General features: G+C 61.4%; 18 protein-coding genes. 12 read left to right on the top strand and 6 right to left on the bottom strand.

Going from position 1 to position 22446, the window contains the following annotated elements; translation table 11 throughout:
* The first annotated feature begins 233 nt into the window (after positions 1-233).
* Positions 234-2663, top strand: coding sequence for a DUF3772 domain-containing protein (locus ACUTQY_RS00230; RefSeq protein ID WP_169539598.1), 2430 nt, complete (start codon positions 234-236; stop codon positions 2661-2663).
* Between the two features lie 48 nt (positions 2664-2711).
* On the opposite strand, the gene ACUTQY_RS00225 is transcribed toward ACUTQY_RS00230, so the two are convergent.
* The gene (locus ACUTQY_RS00225) at positions 2712-2879 is read right to left on the bottom strand and encodes a hypothetical protein (RefSeq protein ID WP_226886075.1); all 168 of its coding nucleotides are present in this window, start codon (positions 2877-2879) and stop codon (positions 2712-2714) included.
* Between the two features lie 129 nt (positions 2880-3008).
* Between ACUTQY_RS00225 and ACUTQY_RS00220 the strand changes: the two genes are divergently transcribed.
* Positions 3009-3857 (top strand): alpha/beta fold hydrolase, encoded by an 849-nt coding sequence (locus ACUTQY_RS00220; RefSeq protein ID WP_033643153.1) that lies wholly within the window; start codon positions 3009-3011, stop codon positions 3855-3857.
* 4 nt (positions 3858-3861) lie between these two features.
* Here ACUTQY_RS00220 and ACUTQY_RS00215 read toward each other — a convergent pair whose 3' ends face one another.
* Positions 3862-6000 carry a TonB-dependent siderophore receptor gene (locus ACUTQY_RS00215; protein ID WP_445583305.1) on the bottom strand — a complete coding sequence of 713 codons (2139 nt, stop codon included), beginning with the start codon at positions 5998-6000 and terminating at the stop codon, positions 3862-3864.
* A gap of 388 nt (positions 6001-6388) precedes the next feature.
* Between ACUTQY_RS00215 and ACUTQY_RS00210 the strand changes: the two genes are divergently transcribed.
* From ACUTQY_RS00210 to ACUTQY_RS00180, 7 genes are all read left to right on the top strand, one after another.
* The gene (locus ACUTQY_RS00210) at positions 6389-7831 is read left to right on the top strand and encodes a GGDEF domain-containing protein (protein ID WP_046687090.1); all 1443 of its coding nucleotides are present in this window, start codon (positions 6389-6391) and stop codon (positions 7829-7831) included.
* A 104-nt stretch (positions 7832-7935) separates the two neighbouring features.
* Entirely contained in the window at positions 7936-8286 is a 351-nt protein-coding gene (locus tag ACUTQY_RS00205; protein WP_025302905.1) for a DUF1428 domain-containing protein, read from the top strand.
* Positions 8287-8297: 11 nt separating this feature from the next.
* Positions 8298-8771: a VOC family protein gene (locus ACUTQY_RS00200; RefSeq protein ID WP_046687089.1), complete on the top strand. Its 474-nt coding sequence runs from the start codon at positions 8298-8300 to the stop codon at positions 8769-8771.
* A gap of 26 nt (positions 8772-8797) precedes the next feature.
* A complete protein-coding gene (locus ACUTQY_RS00195) occupies positions 8798-9487 on the top strand; it encodes a VIT1/CCC1 transporter family protein (RefSeq protein WP_046687088.1) in 690 nt (229 codons plus the stop codon).
* A 109-nt stretch (positions 9488-9596) separates the two neighbouring features.
* Entirely contained in the window at positions 9597-10934 is a 1338-nt protein-coding gene (locus ACUTQY_RS00190; RefSeq protein WP_046687087.1) for a D-serine ammonia-lyase, read from the top strand.
* 395 nt (positions 10935-11329) lie between these two features.
* A complete protein-coding gene (locus ACUTQY_RS00185) occupies positions 11330-12685 on the top strand; it encodes an MFS transporter (protein WP_046687086.1) in 1356 nt (451 codons plus the stop codon).
* Positions 12686-12697: 12 nt separating this feature from the next.
* Positions 12698-13876 (top strand): 4-hydroxybenzoate 3-monooxygenase, encoded by a 1179-nt coding sequence (locus ACUTQY_RS00180; protein ID WP_046687085.1) that lies wholly within the window; start codon positions 12698-12700, stop codon positions 13874-13876.
* A 64-nt stretch (positions 13877-13940) separates the two neighbouring features.
* Here ACUTQY_RS00180 and ACUTQY_RS00175 read toward each other — a convergent pair whose 3' ends face one another.
* The 4 genes from ACUTQY_RS00175 to tet(41) all read right to left on the bottom strand — a co-directional run bounded on the left by ACUTQY_RS00175 (position 13941) and on the right by tet(41) (position 18832).
* The gene (locus ACUTQY_RS00175; RefSeq protein WP_122016607.1) at positions 13941-15377 is read right to left on the bottom strand and encodes a 6-phospho-beta-glucosidase; all 1437 of its coding nucleotides are present in this window, start codon (positions 15375-15377) and stop codon (positions 13941-13943) included.
* Between the two features lie 128 nt (positions 15378-15505).
* Complete coding sequence (locus tag ACUTQY_RS00170; protein WP_033643147.1) at positions 15506-16240, bottom strand: MurR/RpiR family transcriptional regulator; 735 nt, start codon at positions 16238-16240, stop codon at positions 15506-15508.
* Between the two features lie 258 nt (positions 16241-16498).
* The gene (locus ACUTQY_RS00165; RefSeq protein WP_046687083.1) at positions 16499-17455 is read right to left on the bottom strand and encodes a sulfonate ABC transporter substrate-binding protein; all 957 of its coding nucleotides are present in this window, start codon (positions 17453-17455) and stop codon (positions 16499-16501) included.
* 198 nt (positions 17456-17653) lie between these two features.
* A complete protein-coding gene (gene tet(41) / locus ACUTQY_RS00160; protein ID WP_072055821.1) occupies positions 17654-18832 on the bottom strand; it encodes a tetracycline efflux MFS transporter Tet(41) in 1179 nt (392 codons plus the stop codon).
* 64 nt (positions 18833-18896) lie between these two features.
* Here tet(41) and tetR point away from each other — a divergent pair, with 64 nt between their 5' ends.
* The 3 genes from tetR to ACUTQY_RS00145 all read left to right on the top strand — a co-directional run bounded on the left by tetR (position 18897) and on the right by ACUTQY_RS00145 (position 22442).
* The gene (gene tetR, locus ACUTQY_RS00155; protein WP_033643144.1) at positions 18897-19538 is read left to right on the top strand and encodes a tetracycline resistance transcriptional repressor TetR; all 642 of its coding nucleotides are present in this window, start codon (positions 18897-18899) and stop codon (positions 19536-19538) included.
* A gap of 175 nt (positions 19539-19713) precedes the next feature.
* Positions 19714-20187, top strand: coding sequence for a (2Fe-2S)-binding protein (locus tag ACUTQY_RS00150; RefSeq protein WP_033643143.1), 474 nt, complete (start codon positions 19714-19716; stop codon positions 20185-20187).
* Entirely contained in the window at positions 20184-22442 is a 2259-nt protein-coding gene (locus tag ACUTQY_RS00145; RefSeq protein ID WP_342188180.1) for a xanthine dehydrogenase family protein molybdopterin-binding subunit, read from the top strand. Before ACUTQY_RS00150 ends, ACUTQY_RS00145 begins: the two co-directional genes overlap by 4 nt.
* Positions 22443-22446: the final 4 nt, after the last annotated feature.

Raw genomic sequence — 22446 nt, 5'->3', positions numbered from 1 at the left:
TGCAGGTTAATCGGTGGCTGGATTATAGAGCGCTTCATGCCGTATCGCCAGTGTAAAAGCGCCCGAATAATCAGCAAGCTAAGGCGAGCGCGGGCGCGTGGCACACAATGGGAATAATTACTGTATTTCGGCCGACATTAAGCAGCTATTATAATTAGCGTTTATGGTTAAGCGACGGTTCATCCGCCGCCTGTTCGTCTGTCTATCAGATAATGATGCTGAGCACTGAATTTATGTTAAAGCCTCGCCCGTTCCTGCTGTTGTTATTATTGCTGTTGGGTATGCAACTGACGCCGTTCGCCGCCGTCGCCGCCACCCAGGATGATCCCGCCGCCGAAAGCGCGCCCGATCCCGCTACGCAGTTGAAAGCCGCGCAAAAGCAGTTGGACAGCATGAAGCAGCTGGTTTCCAAAGCGACGACCGACACCCAGCTCAGCAAGCTGCGGTTGGCGACGGACGATCTGGTCGCCAGCATGGATAAATTGTCCGCCGATCTGCAGCCGGTGCAGGAAAAACTGCAGGCGCAGCTGGACGTGCTGGGACCGGCCCCGGCGGCCGGCGCGCTGCCGGAAACCCCCGCCGTCGCCCAGCAGCGCAATGCGCTGAACAGCAGCAAGAAGCAGTTGGACGATGCGGTAAAACGCGCGCAGGCCATCAAGACCAGCGCCTTCGACCTGGGCCAGCAGATCAGCGATCTGCGCCGGGTGGCGTTCAAAACCCAGCTGGCGCTGAACACCGGCAGCATTTTGGGCGTCAAATTCTGGACGCCGGTCGTGCAGCCGTCAGCGGATGACGTGCAGCGGCTGGACCAGTTCAACGCCGAGATGAAAGCGGCCTGGGACGCCAGTTGGCAGGACGAATGGCGGTACGGCACGCTGGCGTTGCTGGCGCTGGCGGTGATCGTCTGGTCCTGGGGGCGCTATTTGTCCGAGCGTTTCCTCGCCTGGGTCAGCATTCGCTTCCTGCCGGACGGGCGCCTGCGCCGCAGCTTTATGGCGATCATCACCGTGGCAGTGACGGTGATCACCACCTCGATTGCGCTGAACCTGCTGTATTACGTCTTTATCCGCGTGCAGCCGCTGCCGGTGATGCTGGAAGACTTCGCCGAAGGCTTTAACCGTCTGGGGATTTTCTGCGCGCTGATCGCCGGGCTGGGGCGTGCGGCGCTGTCGCTGAATCGTCCGTCGTGGCGTTTGGCTTCGCTGGACAATGAAGTGGCCGCCGGGCTGCGTTACTTCTCGCCGCTGCTGGCCGGTCTGGCGCTGGCGTTCGGCACCGTGGAGCTTATCAACAACGTCGTCAGCGCCTCATTGGCCACCACCATCTTCGGCAACGGCCTGGTGGCGGGGTTGATCGGCATGGTGCTGCTGGCGGCGCCGCTGCGCGGCCAGCGCATTCGTCGCCGTCTGGAGCAGCAGGGCGCGCACCTGGAAAAACGCACGCTGGTCGGCGGGCTGGTGCATATCGTCACCCTGGTGTGTTCGGTGGTGATCCTGCTTTCACTGCTCGTGGGCTATATCGCTTTTGCCCGCTTCCTGACCTACCAGCTCATCTGGGTGGTGCTGGTGCTGATGGCGTTCTACTTCATGGTGCTGTTCGCCACTGACCTGTGCGCCGCACTGTTTTCGCCGCAGACCGTCAGCGGCAAGATGCTGAAGAAAACGCTCAGCTTCAAGGATCGCCATCTGGAGCAGGTGGCGATCATCACCACCGCGCTGGCCAAATGTTCGCTGTTGCTGTTGATGATCGTCGCGTTGTTCAACGGCTCGTTCGGCAGCACCACGCCGGGCTCGCTGATGGAGAAAATCGTCTCGATCCTGACCGGCGAAGGCTTGCAGCGTTTCAACATCGTGCCAGGCAACCTGCTCAACGCGGTGATCTGCCTGGCGATCGGCATCTACATCCTGCGCGCGGTGCGGCGCTGGCTGGGCTCTGAGCTGCTGCCGAAGACCATTTCGGACGTCGGCATCCGCGCCTCGCTGGTGACGCTGTTCAGCAATATCGGCTATGTGCTGGTCATTCTGATCACCCTGGCGGCGCTGGGCATCCAGTGGAGCAACCTGGCGTGGATCGTCAGCGCCCTGTCGGTCGGTATCGGTTTCGGTTTGCAGGAGATTGTGAAGAACTTTATTTCCGGCCTGATCCTGCTGACCGAACGCCCGGTGAAGGTCGGGGATATGATCGGCATCGGCGGCGTGGAAGGCGACGTGCGGCGCATCAACGTACGCGCCACCGAAATTCAGCTCAGCGACCGCTCCACCATGATCGTACCGAACTCGCAGCTGATCTCACAGAACGTACGTAACGCCACCATGGGCAACGCGCAAGGCGTGGTGACCATTGCGCTGACGTTCCCGACCTCGATCGATCCGGAGCAGGTGCGCAATATCCTGCTGAGCGCTTACAACGAGTACGAAACCATTCTGGAGACGCCGGCACCTTACGTGCGCTTCAGCCAGTTGGGGCCGGACGGCATTATCCTGAGCGTGACTGGCTATGTGCCGAGCCCGCGCATGGTCGGCGCCACCAAGAGTGAACTGCTGTTTAACATCCTCAAGCTGTTGCGCGCTCAGGAAGTGAGCCTGTCCAGCCCGCAGGAGGTGGTGTTCATGAAGCAGCAGGCGACACGATATCAGGCTAACGAAGAGGAACACTCTTCCTAGTTCTGCCATGAGGCGGCGGGTCGTTCATCAACGGCCCGCCGAACGCGGCTAGTACATCGACGGCTCCACGGACTGCGAACAGTCGCTGTTGGCGCCGGAGTTGCTGCAGGTGTAGGGCTCATTCGGCGACGCCGGCGGCGCATTCGACGGGCCGCCGCCGCCGCCGATACAGCCGCTCAGCAACAACGTCAAAAGCACCAGCGTTATCTTTTTCATCTCTCCGTCCTCCATTGCGATTCCTCCTTTAAGTATATGTCGGGAAAGCGAACGCTACCGCCCGCCAGTGCGATCTATACTCCTTGGATGCCGTTTCGCCGCACCGCGCCGGCGAACGAGGGGGGAAAGATGCACATCGACGACGATTTGACGCGCTTTGCCGCGTTAGGGGCGCCGCCCTTACCGCCGGGAGCCCGGCAGGGTTATATAGACCACGACGGCGCGCGTATTTGGTATGCCGCCTATGGCGACGGACCGGCGGTGATCCTGTTGCACGGCGGCCTGGGCCACAGCGGCAACTGGGGGTATCAGCTGCCGGCATTGCGGGCCGCCGGGTACGGGGTGTTGCTCATCGATAGCCGCGGGCACGGGCGCAGCACGCGCGACGCCCGGCCGTATCGTTACGATCGGATGGCCGATGATCTGTTGGCGGTGATGGCGGCGCTGCAAATACCCCACGCCGCGCTGGCGGGCTGGAGCGACGGCGCTTGCGTCGCGCTCATCGCCGCCCATCAGGCGCCCGGGCAGGTGGACGGCGTTTTTTTCTTCGGCTGCAATATGGACGCCAGCGGCGTTAAACCGTTGGCGCCCAGCCCGATCGTCGAGCGCTGTTTTGCGCGCCATGCGCAGGACTATGCCGCCTTGTCGCCGACGCCGGACGATTTCGAGGCGTTCGTCGCCGCCGTGAGCCTGATGATGAGCAGCCAGCCGGACTACCGCGCACAGGATTTGGCGGCCATTCGCGTGCCGGTGACGATCGTTCACAGCGAACACGATGAATTTATCCGCGCCGAACATGCCGCCTATCTTAGCCGCAGCATTCCCGGCGCCCGTTTGACGACGCTGCCGGGCGTCAGCCATTTCGCGCCGCTGCAGCGGCCCGCGCTGTTCAACCGCGCGTTGCTGGATTTTCTCGCCGATGTGATGTGCCGCGGCCGGCGCAAAGAAAACGGGCGCCAAACGGCGCCCAAGGCATGACAGGTTAGAAATCGACCGTCGCCTGCAGGCTTAGGCTGCGCGGTTCACCCTCAATCACGCGTAAATTACCGGCGCTGGAGGCATAGTACTCGCGGTTGAACAGGTTTTTCACATTCAGTTTCAGCTGGGTATGTTTCCCAAGCAGCTTGCTGTCCCAGGCGACAAAGGCATCCGCCACGGTATAGGCCGGCATGGTGAAACTGTTCTCCGGATCGCCGGCTCGGCGGCCGACGTAGCGCGCGCCGCCGCCAATGCGCACCTCGCCGGGCACCACCGGCAATGTCATGCGGCGGCTGAGGTACAGGCCGCCCATGTTGGTTGGGGCGTTGACCAGCCGATTGCCGACGTTGTCCGGGTTGAGGTTGTCTTCGACAATTTCGGTCTTGTCGTAGCTGTAGTTGGCGGTGAGATCCCAGTTGCGCGCCACTTCCCCGTTCAACTCCAGTTCGACGCCGGTGGAGCGCGCTTTGGGGATGCTGCGGGTCACGCCGTTGATAAAGATCGACATGTTGCTTTCATCAATGCGATAGAGCGCCAGCGTGGCGTCAAACGCCGGGGTGATCTGCCATTTTCCGCCCACCTCATAGGTGGTGCCGGTTTCCGGCGTGGCGACGTCGCCATTGTCGTCGATGGCGGTGGACGGCGTGAACGAACGGCTGTAATTGCCGTACAGCGACAGGCTCGGCGTCAGCTTATACACCAACCCCGCCTGCGGCAAAAACTGGTCGTCTTTGTCATTGAGCGTATTTTTTGGTTTCTGGAAACCGTTGCTGTTGTTCTGGTAATACGACTGATAGCGCGCGCCCAGCACCGCGATCCATTGATCGGTAAGATGAATGCTGTCCTTGGCGTACAGGGAACGGCTGAACAGCGTGGCGCGCAGGTTGCTTGACGCGTCGCTGTAGGTGGTGCTGTCGGTGACCGGCGTTTCGCCATACACCGGATCGTACATGTTGAAGGTCTTAGAGACCTTGCCGCGGTAGGAATAGGCCTTGTAGGTCTGATTTTTCTCGTAGTCCACGCCCAGCAGCAGGTCGTGCTGCATGCCGAACAGCTGGGGCGAACCGGTCAGATCCCAGGAGTAATAGTGGGTTTGATGATTGAAACCGCGGTTGGCGTCGGCGCGGCGTGAGACGATGCCGGTCGTGGTGTCGACCGCGGTGGCGCGTACTTCGTTGCTGTCGTAATGGCGTTGCAGCCAGGCGTAGTTGAACCGGGTCGTCCAGATCGGATCGAGCGCGTACTCATAATGGGCGTTCAGACGTTTGTTCTTGCCCCAGGCATGGTTCGCGTAGTCATCCAAGCGGCGGTTATAGGGCACATCGACCGGTTTGCCGTCGATAAATGCGGTGCCGCGATCGTAAGGAATGTCGTACTTGTATTCGCTGTAGGCGATGTTAAAGGAAGCCTGGTCGCCGAACCAACTGAGCGAGGGGGCGATCAGCGTGTGTTCGTCGCTGCCGAAATTGCGCCAGTAATCTGCGTGCTGGCGTTCGGCGATCAGGCGAAAGGCGAAGCCGCCGCCCAGCGGGCCGGTCACATCGACGCTGCCGCTGCCGCCGCCAAAACTGTTGGTGGCGCCGCTGATGCGGGTGTTCCAGTCATACTGCGGTTTTTTGCTGATCAGATTGATGACGCCGCCGGGGCTGAGGATGCCATACAGCAGCGACGCGGAACCTTTCAGGACCTCGACGCGATCGGTGGTGGCGTCCATGCTCAGCCCTTGGTTGCTGCGCACGCCGTCGATGAAGACCGAGCCGTCGGAGTTAACCCCGAACCCGCGTTTGACGAAGCCATCCTCGGTGCCGCCGAGCGTGTTGCCCTGGGTGACGCCGCTGACGAACTTCATCGCATCATTGACGCTTTTGACCTGGAAGTCGTCAATGACCTGAGAGGTGACGACGCTGACCGATTGCGGCAGTTCACCGATTGGCGTGGCGGTTTTGCTGCCGGTTGAGGCGGTATCGGCGCTATAGCTGCCGGCAGGCAGGGCGGTGGCGGTCACAGTGATGGCGTCTTCCTTTTTTGCGTCGGGCGCGGCGGCGATCGTCAGGGCGGGAAACAGGCTGGCGATCAGGGGCAGCGTGCGGAAAACGTGATTTTTTTTGTTTTTGTTGGGGCGGCGAAGAACTGACTGGTGCATATAATTCCATGAAAAAATAATAAATAGTAACAATTATCATTATAATTATCATTTATAGGTTTTGAATAGAGAGGAATACCGGTATCCCTTCATTGCACGATTTAATTTTGTCATTAGGGAAAAAGACGGCGATTTTGCCGGTAAAAATTCGGATGGATGGCAATAACGATCGCAGTGACGGGAGGGACGCGGCAGTTTGTTCGTCGGAAGGGTGATTCCTGTCAATATATTGATACACAAATATATTTTCCCTTGATGAATAAACAGGTGTCCGGGCAGGAAAAACTGGCAATAATAGGCGGGTCGGCCGTTTATCTTCTCCTCATCGTCGACGGTTGTGACACGCAAAGACTGTCACCTTACGCTAGCGGAAGTCTCTGGATCCAAGATGCAAACCACCTCGTTGTCCGATACCCGGAAAATCTGGCCCGCGCTCAGCTTTTTTTTGCTGGTGTTCGCGCTGTGTCTGCTGGGCATCGTGAGCCGGCCCGGCAGTTTTCTGGCGATATTCTGGCCGGCTAACGCCGTGCTGCTGGCCGTTTTGGTGCGCCGCTCACGGTGGGCCACGCGCGCCGATTGGGGCATGGCGGTGTTGGGGTATCTGGCGGCGGATCTGCTGACCGGCAGCTCGCTGGAAAAGACGCTGCTGCTGAACGTCGCCAATCTGACCGGCGTCGTGGTGGGGTATCTGTTGTTCATGCGGCTGTCGCCGCCGGCGCGCATGTTGCAACGCGGCACGTCCAGCATGTACCTGTTCGGCATCTGCCTGGCCGCCGCCGCCGCGACCGGCGCGGTGGGCGCCGTAACTTCGCAGTGGCTGTTCGGCAGACCCTATCTGACCTCGCTGGCGCTGTGGTTCTCGTCCGAGTTCACCAATTACGTCACGCTGATGCCGTTTATTCTGGCGTTTCCCGGCGATTGGCGACGTCGCCTTGCGGCGGCCGGCGCCATGTTCACCCAGCGCAGCCAATGGCCGCGGGCGGGGCGAAAACTCACGGTATTGGCGCTGCTGTTGCTGGCGGCGGTGTGCAGCGTGCTGATCGGCGGCCCCGGGGCGGTGATCTTTCCCATGCCGGTGCTGTTGTGGCTGGCGATGTCCTTCTCACTGTTCTGCACCATGATTGCGGTGCTGATCTATGTGCTGTGGTGCCATCTGGCTATTGATTTCGGGCTGTTGAGTTCGACGCTCGACATGAAGGTGTTGCAAAACGCGGTATCGATGCGTTTGGGCATCGCGCTGCTGGCGCTGGGGCCCATCGCCGTGGCCAGCATGAACTATGCGCGCAATGCGCTGCTGCGCACGCTGGAGCACGTGGCGAATCACGATGCGTTGACGCACGTGCTGACGCGCAATGCGTTTATGCAACGCGGCGAACGGTTGATAGACCAAAAGGGCGAGCTGGTGTGCGTCATGATGCTCGATATCGACTATTTCAAATCGATTAATGACCGTTTCGGCCATGCCGGCGGCGATCAGGCGCTGATGGCCTTTACCCGCGCGATCGCCGCCGATCTGAGCGTCGGTGACCTGTTCGGCCGCATGGGGGGCGAAGAGTTCGCCATCGTTTCGACGCTCGGCCAGCCGCAGCAGGGATGGCAATTGGCCGAACGCCTGCGGCAACGCATCGAAACGGAGTCTATCCTCATGCCGGCCGGGCATCCGCTGCAGATCACCGTCAGCATCGGCATGGTGACCTGCCCGGGCGGTTCCGGCCAAAGCCTGGCGGATCTGCTGAAGCTGGCGGATCTGGCGGTGTACAAAGCGAAAAACGCCGGCCGCAACCGGGTCGCCACACCGGAATCGTCTCCGCCGGCCTGTCACGGCCGCTGAACTTCCGATCCGCGCTGCGTGCCTGCGGTCTAAACTGGTAAGGGACGCGGGCATTTCCGCCTGCGCCGAACCGACTGTCCTTAATCAGACAAGAGGATGCCAGAATGAAATACGTAGACGGGTTTGTGGTGGCGGTGCCGGCCGCCAATAAGGAGGCTTATCACCGGTTGGCGGCGGCGGCAGCGCCGCTGTTCAAAGAGTTTGGCGCCACGCGCATCGTGGAGTGCTGGGGCGATGACGTGCCCGATGGCAAGCTCACCGACTTTCGCGGCGCGGTGAAAGCCCAGGAAGACGAAGTGGTGGTGTTCAGCTGGATAGAGTACCCCTCCAAAGCGGTGCGCGACGCCGCCAATGAGAAAATGATGAACGATCCGCGCATGAAAGCGCTGGGCGAGATGCCGTTCGACGGCAAACGCATGATCTTCGGCGGTTTCGCGCCGATCCTCGATGCGTAAAGGAGGCGCAGATGGCCAGAATTACGCAACATCTGTGGTTTGAAAAAGACATGGAAGCGGCGCTGAATTGCTATGTCGCGCTGATCCCCGGATCATCCGTGAACTGGTTTTCCGACCTGCCGGCGGATACGCCGAGCGGCCCGGCCGGCAGCGTGAAGCTGGCCGCCTTCACGCTGGGTGACCAGCGCTATGCGGCGATCGAGGCCGGGCCGTTGGATCCGTTCAATCACAGCTTTTCCGTGATGGTGGAATGCGACGATCAGGCGGAGGTTGACCGGCTGTGGGATGCGTTGAGCGAGGGCGGCGAGGCGGAGCAGTGCGGCTGGCTGCGCGATCGCTGGGGGCTGTGCTGGCAGATCGTGCCGCGGCGCCTGACCGAGCTGATGAACGACCCCGACGCCGCGCGCGTGCGGCGGGTCACGGAAGCGATGCTGCTGATGGGCAAAATCGACATCGCCGGCCTGGAAGCGGCGGCGCGGGACTAGCGGAAAGAGAACGTGGGAGAGAAAGGATGCATCGAGAGCGGCACAGTATTGAACGCATCGGCTGGCTGCGGGCGGCGGTGCTCGGCGCCAACGACGGCATCGTCTCAACGGCCAGTCTGCTGCTGGGCGTCGCGGCGGCCAGCGCCTCGCATTCCACGCTGATGATCGCCGGCGTCGCCGGGTGGGTGGCGGGCGCGATGTCGATGGCCACCGGCGAGTATGTGTCGGTCTCGTCGCAGGCGGATACCGAAAAGGCCGCGCTGGCGGAAGAGCAGGCGGAGCTGCTTGAAGACTACCCGGGGGAGTTTCGCGAACTGACGTCAATCTACGTGCATCGCGGTCTGGATCCGGCGCTGGCCCGGCAGGTGGCGGAAAAGCTGATGGCGCATGATGCGCTGGAGGCGCACGCGCGCGACGAACTGGGTATTTCCTCCGCCACCCGCGCCCGGCCGCTGCAGGCTGCGTTGGCGTCGGCCCTGAGTTTCTCCCTCGGCGCGCTGTTGCCGCTGCTGGTGGCGATGTGGGTACCGGTCGCCTGGACGCGGCCGGCGCTGGTGGCGTCGGCGCTGATTTCCCTCGGCGTTCTCGGCGGCATCGCCGCGAAAACCGGCGGGGCGCCGATCTTGCCGGGCGTGGCGCGCATCCTCGTCTGGAGCGCACTGGCGATGGCGGTTTCTTCCGGCGTCGGCCTGCTGTTTGGCGTGACGGCCGGCTAACGTCGCGCTTGCATCAATCTAGTGCACCTCAAGCTCAGAATTTATCATTTGTCAGCCGCCGGCGTTCGCGGCAAGGTGACGGCAACGCCAACATCAGTCAGGGACACTTATGCAGAAATCACAGATCCTATCGTGGGTCGCCCAGCATCCGCTGTTGCAACGCATGGTTGCGCTAGAGCCGATCACCTGGTTCAATCCGCGCGCGACAACGCTGGCCGCAGGGTTGCCCCACGTCGGGTTGACCGCCGCCGACGTCGCTGACGCGGAGCAGCGCCTGGCGCGTTTCGCGCCTTATCTTGCCGCGGCCTTCCCGGAAACCCAACCGACAAAGGGGATCATCGAATCCGAGCTGGTGGCGATCCCGGCCATGCAGCTCGCGTTGGATCGGCGCTATGGGCAGACGTTGGGCGGGCGCCTGCTGTTGAAAAAGGACAGCCATCTGCCGATTTCCGGCTCAATCAAGGCGCGCGGCGGCATCTATGAGGTGCTGACGCATGCGGAGAAACTGGCGCTGGAGGCGGGGCTGCTGCAGATCGGCGACGACTACGCCCGGCTGTTTTCCGACGAGTTCCGTCAATTCTTCAGTCAGTACCGCATCGCCGTCGGATCGACCGGCAATCTGGGATTATCCATCGGCATCATCAGCGCCCGGTTGGGGTTTGACGTCAGCGTGCACATGTCGGCGGACGCGCGGGCGTGGAAAAAACAAAAGCTGCGTGACAACGGCGTGACGGTGGTGGAATACGCCGACGATTACGGCGTGGCGGTCGAACAAGGGCGCAAACAGGCGGCGGACGATCCGAGTTGCTTCTTTATCGATGATGAAAACTCGCAAACCCTGTTCCTCGGCTACGCGGTGGCTGGCGGCCGCCTGAAGCGGCAGTTTGCCGAACAGGGTATCGTGGTGGACGCGCAGCATCCGCTGTTCGTTTATCTGCCGTGCGGCGTCGGCGGCGGGCCGGGCGGAGTCGCCTTTGGCCTCAAGCTGGCGTTCGGCGATCATGTTCACTGCATTTTCGCCGAACCGACCCATTCCCCTTGCATGCTGCTCGGCGTCTACAGCGGGTTGCATGACGGCATTGCGGTGCAAGATCTCGGCATCGACAACCGCACGGCGGCGGACGGACTGGCGGTGGGGCGCGCCTCCGGCTTTGTCGGCCGGGCGATGGAGCGCCTGCTGAGCGCGTTTTACACCCTGAGCGACGAAGAGATGTTCGCGTTGCTCGGGTTGTTGGACAGACACGAGCATATCCAGCTGGAACCCTCCGCCCTGGCCGGCATGCCCGGGCCGTGGCGCGTTGCCGCTCACGCGCGGCAGCTCAGCGAGCAGGGCGTGAGCGCGGAGAGCCTGGCCCAGGCGACGCATCTGGTATGGGCGACCGGCGGCGGCATGGTGCCGACGGCGGAAATGGCGAAATACCTCGCCGCCGCGCAAACGGCGCCGTGAGCCAATAGCGCCGAGGCTTGCGCTCGTTTCCTGTTTTTAGGCGGCGAGCGCGGTTTGACAGGCGCCGGTTCCCTCCGGCCCAGGGTCAACGTCAGACCGGGCGCTCATGATGTTTTTAAAATGTTAACAAAATCACAACTCCCCATGCCGCAGTCACGGCTTAAATCTCCATATCCAATTAATAGTAAATAAAATTATTTTATTTACCGCTTTCTGATGTTCGTTTATCGCACGCTTATTTTTTTAACAATATTGAAGCATTCGCCGTGGGGTGGTTTGATTTGATTGTCGATTAACGAACTATATTCCGATAATCGCACAAATTAACCCTCTCGCCGGCTCGCAGCCGGCTGTTCCGTGCGGCGAGGTTTGCCGCACTCTCTGAGGAGCAAGCCATGCCGCATGATAACAACGTAGAAATTCGAGGGTTTATCGATAACCAGCCATTTTCTCGCTACCAGTGGTTGATACTGGCTTTGTGTTTTTTGGCGGTCGCGCTGGACGGTTTCGATACCGCCATTATCGGCTTCATCGCCACGTCGCTGGTGCAGGAGTGGGGAATAGACAAAACCGCGCTGGGGCCGGTAATGAGCGCCGCGCTGGTCGGTCTGGCGGTAGGCGCGTTGGCCGCCGGCCCGTTGGCGGATCGCATCGGCCGCAAGAAAGTGCTGGTGATTTCGCTGCTGCTGTTCGGCGGCTTCAGCCTGCTGACCGCCTTCGCCGGCTCGCTTTCGACGCTGACGCTGCTGCGTTTTTTGACCGGGCTGGGACTGGGGGCGGCCATGCCGAACGCCGCCACGCTGATGTCGGAATATGCCCCTCAGCGCTGCCGAGCCCTGATGGTGAATCTGATGTTTTGCGGTTTCCCTCTCGGTTCGTCGCTGGGCGGTTTTTCTTCCGCCTGGCTGATCCCGCATTTCGGCTGGCAGAGCGTGCTGGTACTGGGCGGCGTCATGCCGTTGCTGCTGGCGCTGGTCCTGATCGCCGCCTTGCCTGAATCCGTGCGCTTCATGGTCGCGCGTGGCTATGCCGCAGAGCGCATCGCCAAGGTGCTGAAACGCATTGCGCCGATCCGAATGACGCCGTCGCCGCGCTTCATGTTGCAGGAAGAGGGGCAGGTAAAGGCAGCGTCGCCGCTGGGCATGATCTTTTCGCGTCGCTATCTGCTGGGCACGTTGATGCTGTGTCTGACTTACTTCATGGGATTGATGATCTTCTATCTGCTGACCAGTTGGTTGCCGCTGCTGATCCGTGAAACCGGCGCCTCCGTTACGCAGGCGTCGCTGATCACCGCGCTGTTTCCGCTCGGCGGGGGACTCGGCGTATTGATTATCGGTTGGTTGATGGATCGCATGAACCCGCACAAGGTGGTGGCCGTCGGCTATTTGCTGACCGGTTTGTTCGTCGGCATCATCGGCTATGTCTATACCTCTCCGCTGCTGATGGCGCTCACGGTGTTCATCGCCGGCACCTGCATGAACGGCGCCCAGTCATCCATGCCAGCCCTGGCGGCCGGGTTCTATCCCACCCAGAGCCGGGCGACCGGCGTGGCCTGGATGCTCGGTCTCGGGCGTTTTGGCGGCATTCTGGGGGCGATGAGCGGTGGCGTGCTGATGCAGATGCAGCTGTCGTTCAGCACCATTTTCACGCTGTTGGCCATCCCGGCGCTGATCGCGGCGCTGGCGCTGTTCGCCAAACACCTTTCCGGCGGCTACCCGGCGCTGCCGGCGCCGCTCAACAAAATGCTATGAGGGAGTCATGCTATGCGCACACAGGTTGTGATCATCGGCGCCGGTCCGGCCGGCTTGATGTTGTCCCATCTGCTGCACCTGCAAGGTGTGGAATCGGTGGTGTTGGAAACGCGCAGCCGGGAGGCGGTGGAATCGACCATTCGCGCCGGGGTGCTCGAACAGGGGACCGTCGATCTGCTCGAGCAGACCGGATTGGGGGAACGGATGCGGCGGGAAGGGGCGCGGCATCAGGGGATCCGCTTGGCGTTCGGTGGCCGGCAGCACCGCATCGATCTGGCCGGATTGACCGAGCGCGCCGTCACCGTTTATGCCCAGCATGAAGTCTTGAAAGACCTGATCGCCGCGCGTCTGGCGGCGCAGGGGCATCTGTTTTTCGAGGTGGAGCAGGTTGAATTGAAGGCGCTGGACAGTGCGCAGCCCGAGGTTCACTACCGTCATGGCGACCAGCCGCGCCGGCTGCGCTGCGACTTTGTCATCGGATGCGACGGATTCCACGGCATCAGCCGCGCGGCGATGCCCGGCGGGCTGCGGCAGGATTACACCCGCACCTATCCGTTCGGCTGGTTCGGCATTCTGGTCGAAGCGCCGCCGTCCAGCGAAGAGCTGATCTACGCCTGCCATCCGCGCGGTTTTGCGTTGATCAGCACCCGTTCGCCCGGCGTGCAGCGCATGTATTTTCAGTGCGATCCTGCGGAACAGGTCGATCAATGGTCGGACGATCGTATCTGGCGCGAGTTGGAGCAGCGGCTGGAAAACCATGAAGGCTGGACGCTGAAAAAGGGCCGCATATTTCAGAAAAACGTGGTGGGCATACGCAGCTTCGTTACCGAACCGATGCGCTACCGGCGCCTGCTGTTGGCGGGCGACGCGGCGCATATCGTGCCGCCGACCGGCGCCAAAGGGTTGAATCTGGCCATGGCCGATGTTTGCCTGTTGTCCCAGGCGCTGGAGACGTTTTACCGGCGAGGCGACTGGCAACGGCTGGACGATTACAGCGACACCGCCTTGCAGCGGGTCTGGCGCGCCGAGCATTTTTCCTGGTGGATGACCCACATGCTGCATACCCGGCGGGAAGACACGCCTTTCGAACACCGGCTGCAACTCTCAGAGCTGCAGTACACGGTGAAATCGCGCAGTGCCATGACGATGCTGGCGGAAAATTATGTCGGGGCGCCATTCCCGGCGATATAAGCGAAAACGCCCATGCCGGGCGGCATGGGCGAGAAGGGGCGTCACCGCCCCTGAACTGCGGCGGTTACAGCTGTTCGCCGTTGCTGGCGATCACCCGACGATACCAGTCGAAGCTTTTCTTGCGCGACCGTTCCAGCGTGCCGGTGCCGTCGTCGTGTTTATCGACGTAGATGAAGCCGTAGCGCTTGCTGTACTCGCCGGTAGTGAACGACACGCAGTCGATGCAGCCCCACGGCGTATAGCCGATCAGGTCTACGCCGTCTTCAATCACCGCTTTTTTCATCTCTTCGATATGGGCACGCAGATAGTCGATGCGATAGTCATCGTTGATCCGGCCATCCGCTTCCACCTTGTCGAAGGCGCCGAAGCCGTTTTCCACGATAAACAGCGGCTTCTGGTAACGTTCATACAGCACGTTCAGCGAATAGCGCAGCCCGACCGGATCGATCTGCCAGCCCCAGTCGGAGGCTTTGACGTGCGGGTTCGGCACGTTGCCCGGGAAGCCGAACATGCCGTCGCTGCCGTCCACCGCGTTGGCCTGCAGCGCATTGCTCATGTAATAGCTGAAGCCGATGTAATCGGTGCAGCCCTCGCGCAGGATCTGCGCGTCCTGCGGCTGCATCTCGATCTTCAGCCCTTTGCGTTCCCAGTCACGCAGCAGGTAGCTGGGGTAGTAGCCGCGCATTTGCACGTCGGTATACAGATAGCGCTGGTGCATCGCTTCCACGGCGTACATCACGTCGTCCGGCTTGCAGGAATAAGGGTAGAACGGCACGCAGGCCAGCATGCAGCCGATCTTGAATTCCGGGTTGATCTGATGGCCGAGTTTGACCACCTGCGCGCTGGCGACGAACTGGTGGTGCAACACCTGGTACAGCGTCTGCTCAGGGTTGTCTTCCTGGGTGTAGTCCACGCCGGAACAGCAGTAACCGAACAGCGGGTAGCGGTAGTTACTCTGGTTGTTGATTTCGTTGAAGGTCATCCAGTACTTCACTTTTTCGCGGTAGCGGCGCATCACCACTTCGCTAAAGCGCACGAAGAACTCCACCACCCGGCGATTTTTCCAGCCGCCGTAGGCTTTTACCAAATGGTAAGGCATTTCGAAGTGGGACAGGGTGATCACCGGCTGGATGCCGTATTTCAGCAATTCGTCGAACAGGTCGTCGTAAAACTGCAGGCCGGCTTCGTTCGGCGTTGCTTCGTCGCCGTTCGGGAAAATGCGCGTCCAGGCGATCGAGGTACGAAAACACTTGAAGCCCATCTCGGCGAACAGCGCCACGTCCTGCTTGTAGCGGCCGTAGAAGTCCACCGCTTCGTGGTTGGGATAGCGATAGCCGTCGAGCACGCCGTCGGTCATCACGCGATCCACGCCGTGCGAACCGCCGGACAGCACGTCGGCGATGCTTGGCCCTTTGCCGCCCTGATCCCAACCGCCTTCAACCTGGTGCGCGGCGACCGCGCCTCCCCACAGAAAATCTTTCGGCAACTGTTTCATCGTCAATGTCTCATCTTATTTAATGAAGGGTAATAACGCTCGCATTGCCAATAGAGTAACAAGACCGAAAGAAATGTCACGATATAACAAATCGCCGTAAAACGTGATTTGTCACAATAAAAAAACAGCCTGTTTTATTTTATCGCGTTCATTCTTCCCAGGCGCTTGCCGATGGTTTCAATAATATAAAGCACGGGGATTTGCGTAGTAATATTATGATGATCGCCGATCAAGTGTTGCGGGACGTGATAAGACAGATTGAAGTCCGCCAGCCGCGCCAGCGAAGAGGTTTCGTTGTTGGTGATGCTGATGATTTTACAGTGGTGCAGGCTGAACTGGCTGGCCAGCCGCAGGATTTCTTCGGTTTCGCCGGAAACCGACAACATGATCGCCACCGCGCTTTTATACATATCGCTGTTGACGGGATAATAAGGATCGTCGATATGAGTGCTGAATTTTCCGACGTTGGAAAAGAAACGCGCGCCATATTTCCCCAGGGCGCCGGAGGTGCTGATGCCGACGAAAATAATTCGCTCGGCGGCGGCGATATGCCGCACCGCTTCATCGAGCAGCTGATTAAATTCATCGTTGCTGACGCTTTTAAAAAAACTGAGAATTTCGCCGATGCCGGAATCGACCGGCGGCGCATCGGTTTGCTCCAGGTACAGTTTGAAACGGATGCGAAATTCCGAATAGCCGTCACACCCCATTTTTTTGCAAAATCGCAGCACGGTGGTGGTGGACACGCCGGCGGCCTCGGCCAGTTCGCGGATGGTCATGTACATCACTTGATTCTTGTGTTTGCTGACGTAGTTATAAACCATCAGCTCCAGGGCGTTGAGCGCGGCGATTGCTTTGTGGGTAAACATGAGTCGATCCGGCGGCTGAAAACGGGAAGCGTATCTGCGGGTTAACATAGCAAAATTCCCCGCCGCTGGCACTGCCGAACAAAAAAGAAAAGCCGCACCAGTCAGGGGCGGCCCAGGGTTCACGACGAACAAATAAAGCAAAACGTTCCGGAAGACATGCCATGAAAACGCGTTTCATCACACAGGGTTAGCATAGGTCAGCTTACTCCGGCGGCAAAATGCCGGTTTCTGCTTTCTAAAGCCAAAGCGCGGCAAAGGCTACGGCGTCTCGGGCTTATCTTCGGACCAGCGGGCGGCGTTGACGTCCACCTTACCCGGCAGCAGTCCGATGGCGGTGAATTTATCCGCCAACTGCTGCTGCTGTCTGAACACCTCCGGCGACATGCGCTGGCTGCCGAACGGCATGCGGGCGATGGCTCTGGCCCAAATCGCCTGATCCAGGCCGGTGCTCTGAGCGAGGATCGCCGCCGCTTCCTGCGGATGGCCGTTGGCCCAGTCGCTCAGCGCGCCGAGCTGTTGAATCACCTGCTTGGCGCTGTCCGGGTAGGTTTCGGCAAAGCGGCGGCTGGCGAGATAGAAGGTGTAGTGCGGCACCAGACCTTCCGCGTCTTTCAGCCGGCGGGCGTTGGCATGGGTTTCCACCTCGGCGTAGTAGGGATCCCAAATCACCCAGGCGTCGACGCTGCCGCGCTGGAAGGCGGCGCGGGCATCGCTCGGCGGCAGATAGACCGGCGTGATGTCCTTGTAGCTCAAGCCGGCCTGTTCCAGCGCGCTCACCAGCAGGTAATTGACGTCCGACCCTTTGTTCAACGCCACGCGTTTGCCTTTCAGATCGGCCACGGAGCGGATCGCCGAATCCTGCGGCACCACGATGGCTTCGGTTTTCGGGCTGGGCGGCGAATGCGCCAAATAAACCAGATCGGCCTTGGCGGCTTGCGCGAAGGCCGGCGGGGCGTCACCGGTCGCCGCCAGATCGATGCTGCCGACGTTTAACCCTTCCAACATCTGCGGGCCGGCGGGGAATTCTATCCAGCGAACCTTGACGCCCTGCGGCTCCAGGGTTTTCTCCAGCGTGCCGCGGTATTTCAGCAGCGCAAAAATGTTGGCTTTCTGGTAACCGATGGTGATTTGTTGCGGTTTCTCCTGCGCGCCGGCCGGCAGGCTAAACAGGCCGAGCAGCAGGGCGGCGATCAGCGGCGTTGTGAGTTTTCTCATCCTGATTTTCCGATAGGCGAAGTGAACGGTAGCGATGACGCGCTGGGCGTAACGCCATGAAACGGCATTTAAATTTTCCTGCGGCGGGATAAGGGCGATGATAATGAGCGGCGCAGTGGCGTGTAAAGCGCCCGCTTATGCTGAATAATGCCTTGCTTAGCCATAAATCAGCTTAAGCGGGAGAGGGTGAGCTCGACGTTATGCCGCGTCACGCTCGCGCGAACGCGCCAGCAACAGCGGAACCAACAGATAGAGGGCGGCGGCCAACGCCCAGACCAGGCCCGGCCAGACATCGCGCGTGGCGGCGTACAGCGCCGTCGCCACCAGTGGCCCCGCGACGCCGATCAGGCTGCCCATGCTGGCCAGCGTCCCTTGCAGCTCGCCCTGATGATCGTCGTCCACCTTTTGCGCCATTAACGCCTGCAGCGCGGGCAGCGCCATACCGCCCGCCGCGAAGAACGGCAGCAAGGCGAAAGGTGCCCAGCCGCGCGTGGCGATCGACAGCAGCGCCAGGCCCATTGCGTCGGCGGCCAGGCCGATCAGCAGCGCCTTGCGTTCGCCGAGCCGCGCGACCAGCGGGCCGATGGCGAAGGCCTGCGACAGCGCATGGCAGGCGCCGTAACCGGCCAGCGACAGGCCCGCCACCATCATGCTCCAGCCGAAACGATCCTGACCGTATAAAATCCACAATGTGGCCGGCGCCTGCGAAACCAGCGCCATGATCAGGTAAATGCCGACCAGCGGCAGCAGGCCAGGCTTGCCGTGCAGCCGTCGCAATGACGAAAAGGGATTGAGGCGGATTTTCTCGGCGGCGCGGGCGCGCGGTTTACGCGATTCCGGCAGCAGGAAAAACGCCATTGCCAGGTTGACGGCGTTCATCGCCGCCGCCGCCAGGAAGGGCGCATGCAGATGCCACTCGCCCAGCGAACCGCCGAGCAGCGGGCCGACGATAAAACCGACGCCGAATACCGCGCCCACCAGGCCGAAACGCCGCGCGCGTTGACCGGCCGGCGTAATGTCGGTGACGTAAGCGGTGGCGACCGCCATGTTGGCGCCGGTGATGCCCGCCAGCAACCGGCCCAGATAGAGCCAGGCCAGCGTCGGCGCGAACGCCATCAGCAGATAGTCGGCCGCCGCGCCGGCGAGCGAGATGAGCAGCACCGGCCGCCGGCCGAAACGATCGCTCAGCGCGCCGAGGATCGGCGAGAACAGAAATTGCATTAACGCATAGGCCGCCAGCAGGGCGCCGTAGTGCAGGCTGCCAGCGTCAAGACCGCCCAGCGAACGTAACAACGCCGGCAGAATCGGCATGATCAGACCGATGCCCACCGCATCCAGCAACACCGTCAACAAAATAACCAGCATGGGTTTTTTCAAAATTGTGACTCTAACAGTGATAGAGTATTGAGTATTCCACAGTTACCCTATCAGTGATAGAGAGATGAGCGAAAAAAATACTGCGACACGTTTAACGCGAGAAACCGTCCTGCGCGGGGCGCTGGCGTTGCTGAACGACATCGGCATCGATGCCCTGAGCACCCGCCGCCTGGCGCAACATTTGGGCGTGCAATCTCCCACGCTCTATTGGCATTTCAAGAACAAGGCCGAGCTGCTGAAGGCGATGGCGGAAACCATCATGCTGGATCACCGTGAAGAGGTGCCCGCCGACATGCCCTGGCAGGATTGGGTTGTCACCAATGCCGGCAACTTCCGTCGGGCGCTGCTGGCTTACCGCGACGGCGCGCGTCTGCATGCCGGCACCCGGCCGCAGGAGCCGCAATTCGCCGTCATTGAGGCCAAGGTGGCGCTGCTGTGCCGGGCGGGGTTGACGCCGGAGCGCGCGGTAAACCTGCTGTTCGCCGTCGGGCGTTTCGTGGTGGGCTGGGTGCTGGAGGAACAGCAAATGCAGCCTGACGATCCGCTCAATGATGCCGACCGCCGCCGTTACCCGCTGCTGTGCCAAGGCTGGGAAACATTGCAGGAGAAGGGCGCGGATGCGCTGTTTGAAGCCGGCGTGCGGCTGTTGGTCGACGGCGCTGAGGCCGGACTGGCGATCGACAATAATCACGGGCGGCAATCATAAAAATGCGCTTATCTATCGGAAATTTATAGAAAATACCCACTTTTCGTTAAAGCCATGGCGGCTACATTCCCTTAACATCATCAAGTCTTTTGATGATAATTATTAGCACGCTGCGAAATTATTCACCGCAGTGATGTTACGGATTAAATCCGTTTGTTTAAGGGATAGTTTCACCATGGAAATCAACGTTAATGGCCGGGTGGTTCCACTCGGCAATCTCGCGCCCGACACGCCGCTGCTGTACGTTTTACGCAACGATCTGCACTTGAATGGCCCCAAATATGGCTGCGGCCTGGGGGAGTGCGGCGCCTGCACGGTGCTGATCGACGGCGTCGCCGCGCGTTCTTGCTCAATGCCGCTGGCCGCCGTAGGAAGCAAGTCCGTCACCACGCTGGAAGGCCTGGGCACGCCGGAGGCGCTGCATCCGGTTCAGCAGGGGTTTATCGATGAGCAGGCGGCGCAGTGCGGTTACTGCGCCAACGGTATGATCATGACGCTGGTCGCGTTGTTCGAACGCGAGCCGGATGCAGATGAACAAACCATCAAGAAAGAGCTGGCCTACAACCTGTGCCGCTGCGGCACCCACCTTGAGATCTTGCGCGCCGCCGAGCGCGCCCGCGATCTGCTGGCTGCGCGGAGGCAAGCATGAGCCGCCTCGAACTAACCCGCCGACAGTTGTTGCAAGCCGGCGGTGTGGTGATGGTCAGCAGTCTGCTGCCCGCGCCGTTTAACGCCTTCGCCGCCGAGACGGTTGCATCGCCTGCCGATCTGCCGCTGGATCGGGTGGACAGCTTTATCAGCCTCACCGCCGACGGCCGGGTGACGGCCTTCAATGGCCATGTCGATCTCGGCACCGGCATTCGCACCGCGCTGGCGCAGATCGTCGCCGACGAAATTTGCGTGCCGTTCGAGCACGTCACGATGATCCTCGGCGATACGCAACGCACGCCGGATCAGGGGCCGACCATCGCCAGCGCCACCATACAGGTCACGTCGGTGCCGCTGCGGCAGGCGGCGGCGCAGGTGCGACATATGCTGACGGCGCTGGCGGCCAAAGCCTTCGAACTGCCGGCCGACCAGCTGACGGCGGCGGCGGGACAGGTGTTTGTGACCAAGCACCCGGGGCGTTCCTTGAGCTATGCGCAGCTGGCGAGCGGGCAAAATCTGCATGTGACGCTGGATAAAAACGTGCCGCTGAACGGTGAACAGCAGGGCCGCTATGTCGGCCGCGCCGTCGCCCGGGTCGATATTCCGGCCAAGGTCAGCGGGGGGCTGACCTACGTGCACGACCTGCGCTTGCCCGGCATGCTGCATGGCCGGGTGGTGCGTCCGCCTTACGCAGGCGCCGACAGCAGCGCGCCGCTGGGCGGCGGCCTGTTGTCGGTGGATGAAAGTTCGATCGCGCACCTGCCGGGCATCGTGAAACTGGTGGTGATCAACGATTTCATCGGCATTGTGGCCGAGCGCGAAGAGCAGGCGATCGCCGCCATGCGCCGGCTGAAAACCGAATGGAAACCCTGGGCCGGCCTGCCGGACCTGTCGCCGGAGGCGCTGCCCGCCGCGCTGGAAGCCAACCCGAAAACCGACCGCGTGCTGCGCGATGATGCGGGCACGGACGAGGCGTTGGCATTGCTGCATACCGAAGTGCGGGCGGACTATGTCTGGCCTTACCATCAGCACGCCTCGATCGGCCCCTCCTGCGCGGTAGCGGAGGTCAAAGACGGGCGGGCGCAGGTGTGGTCCGGCACGCAAAACCCGCACGATCTGCGCAAAGATATCGCCAGGCTGCTCGAGCTGCCGTCTGAGCAGGTGCACATCACCCGCATGGAAGCCTCCGGCTGCTATGGCCGCAACTGCGCCGACGACGTCTCGGCGGACGCGGCGCTGTTGGCGCGGGCCACCGGCCGCCCGGTGCGGGTGCAGCTGATGCGTGAACAGGAATCCGGCTGGGAGCCGAAGGGCACCGGCCAACTGATCCGGGTGCGCGGCGGCCTAGACGCGCAAAATCGGGTGGCGGCTTACGAGTTGAAAACCAGCTATCCCTCCAACAATGCGGTGACCTTGCCGCTGGTGTTGACCGGCAAGGTGGCCAACCGGGCCGACGTGCAACAGATGGGCGATCGCACCGCCATTCCGCAATACGCGTATCCGCACATGCGGGTGATCTGTCAGGACGCCGCGCCGATCGTGCGGGCGTCGTGGATGCGCGGCGTTTCGGCGCTGCCCAACGTGTTCGCCCATGAATCCTGGATCGACGAGCTGGCCTGGCGCGCCGGCGAGGACCCGATCGCGTTTCGCCTGCGTTACCTGAACGATCCGCGCGCGGTGGCCTTGATTGAGGCCCTGAAGCGCCAGGCTAACTGGCAAGACGGCCCGGCGCACCGCTCGCGCGCCGCCGGGGCCGAAGTGGTGAGCGGCCGCGGCTTCGCCTATGCGCGCTATTTCCACAGCAAATTCCCCGGCTTCGGCGCCGCCTGGGCGGCCTGGGTGTGCGATCTCAGCGTCAATCGCCTTTCCGGGCAGATCACGCTCAATAAAATCTTCGTGGCGCATGATTGCGGCCGGATGATCAATCCGGCCGGGGTGCGCCATCAGGTGCATGGCAACATTATCCAATCCGCCAGCCGGGTGCTGAAAGAGTTTGTGACCTTCAACGCGTCGGGCGTGACGTCATTGGACTGGGGCGGCTATCCGATCCTGCGCTTTGACGAATTGCCGCAGATCGATATCCAACTGATCGACCGCCCGGACGAAGCGCCGATGGGCGCAGGAGAGTCCGCCTCGGTGCCGAGTGCGGCGGCGATCGGCAACGCGCTGTTTGACGCCCTCGGCGTGCGCCTGCGCGAGGTGCCGTTCACACCGGCGCGGGTGCTCGCCTCGCTGCGCGCTCAGGCCGGCCATTAACCCC

This window comes from Serratia sp. TSA_130.1, assembly GCF_052691795.1.
Note: the sequence above shows the minus strand (reverse complement) of the source record. Positions and strands in the feature narration are given on the sequence as shown.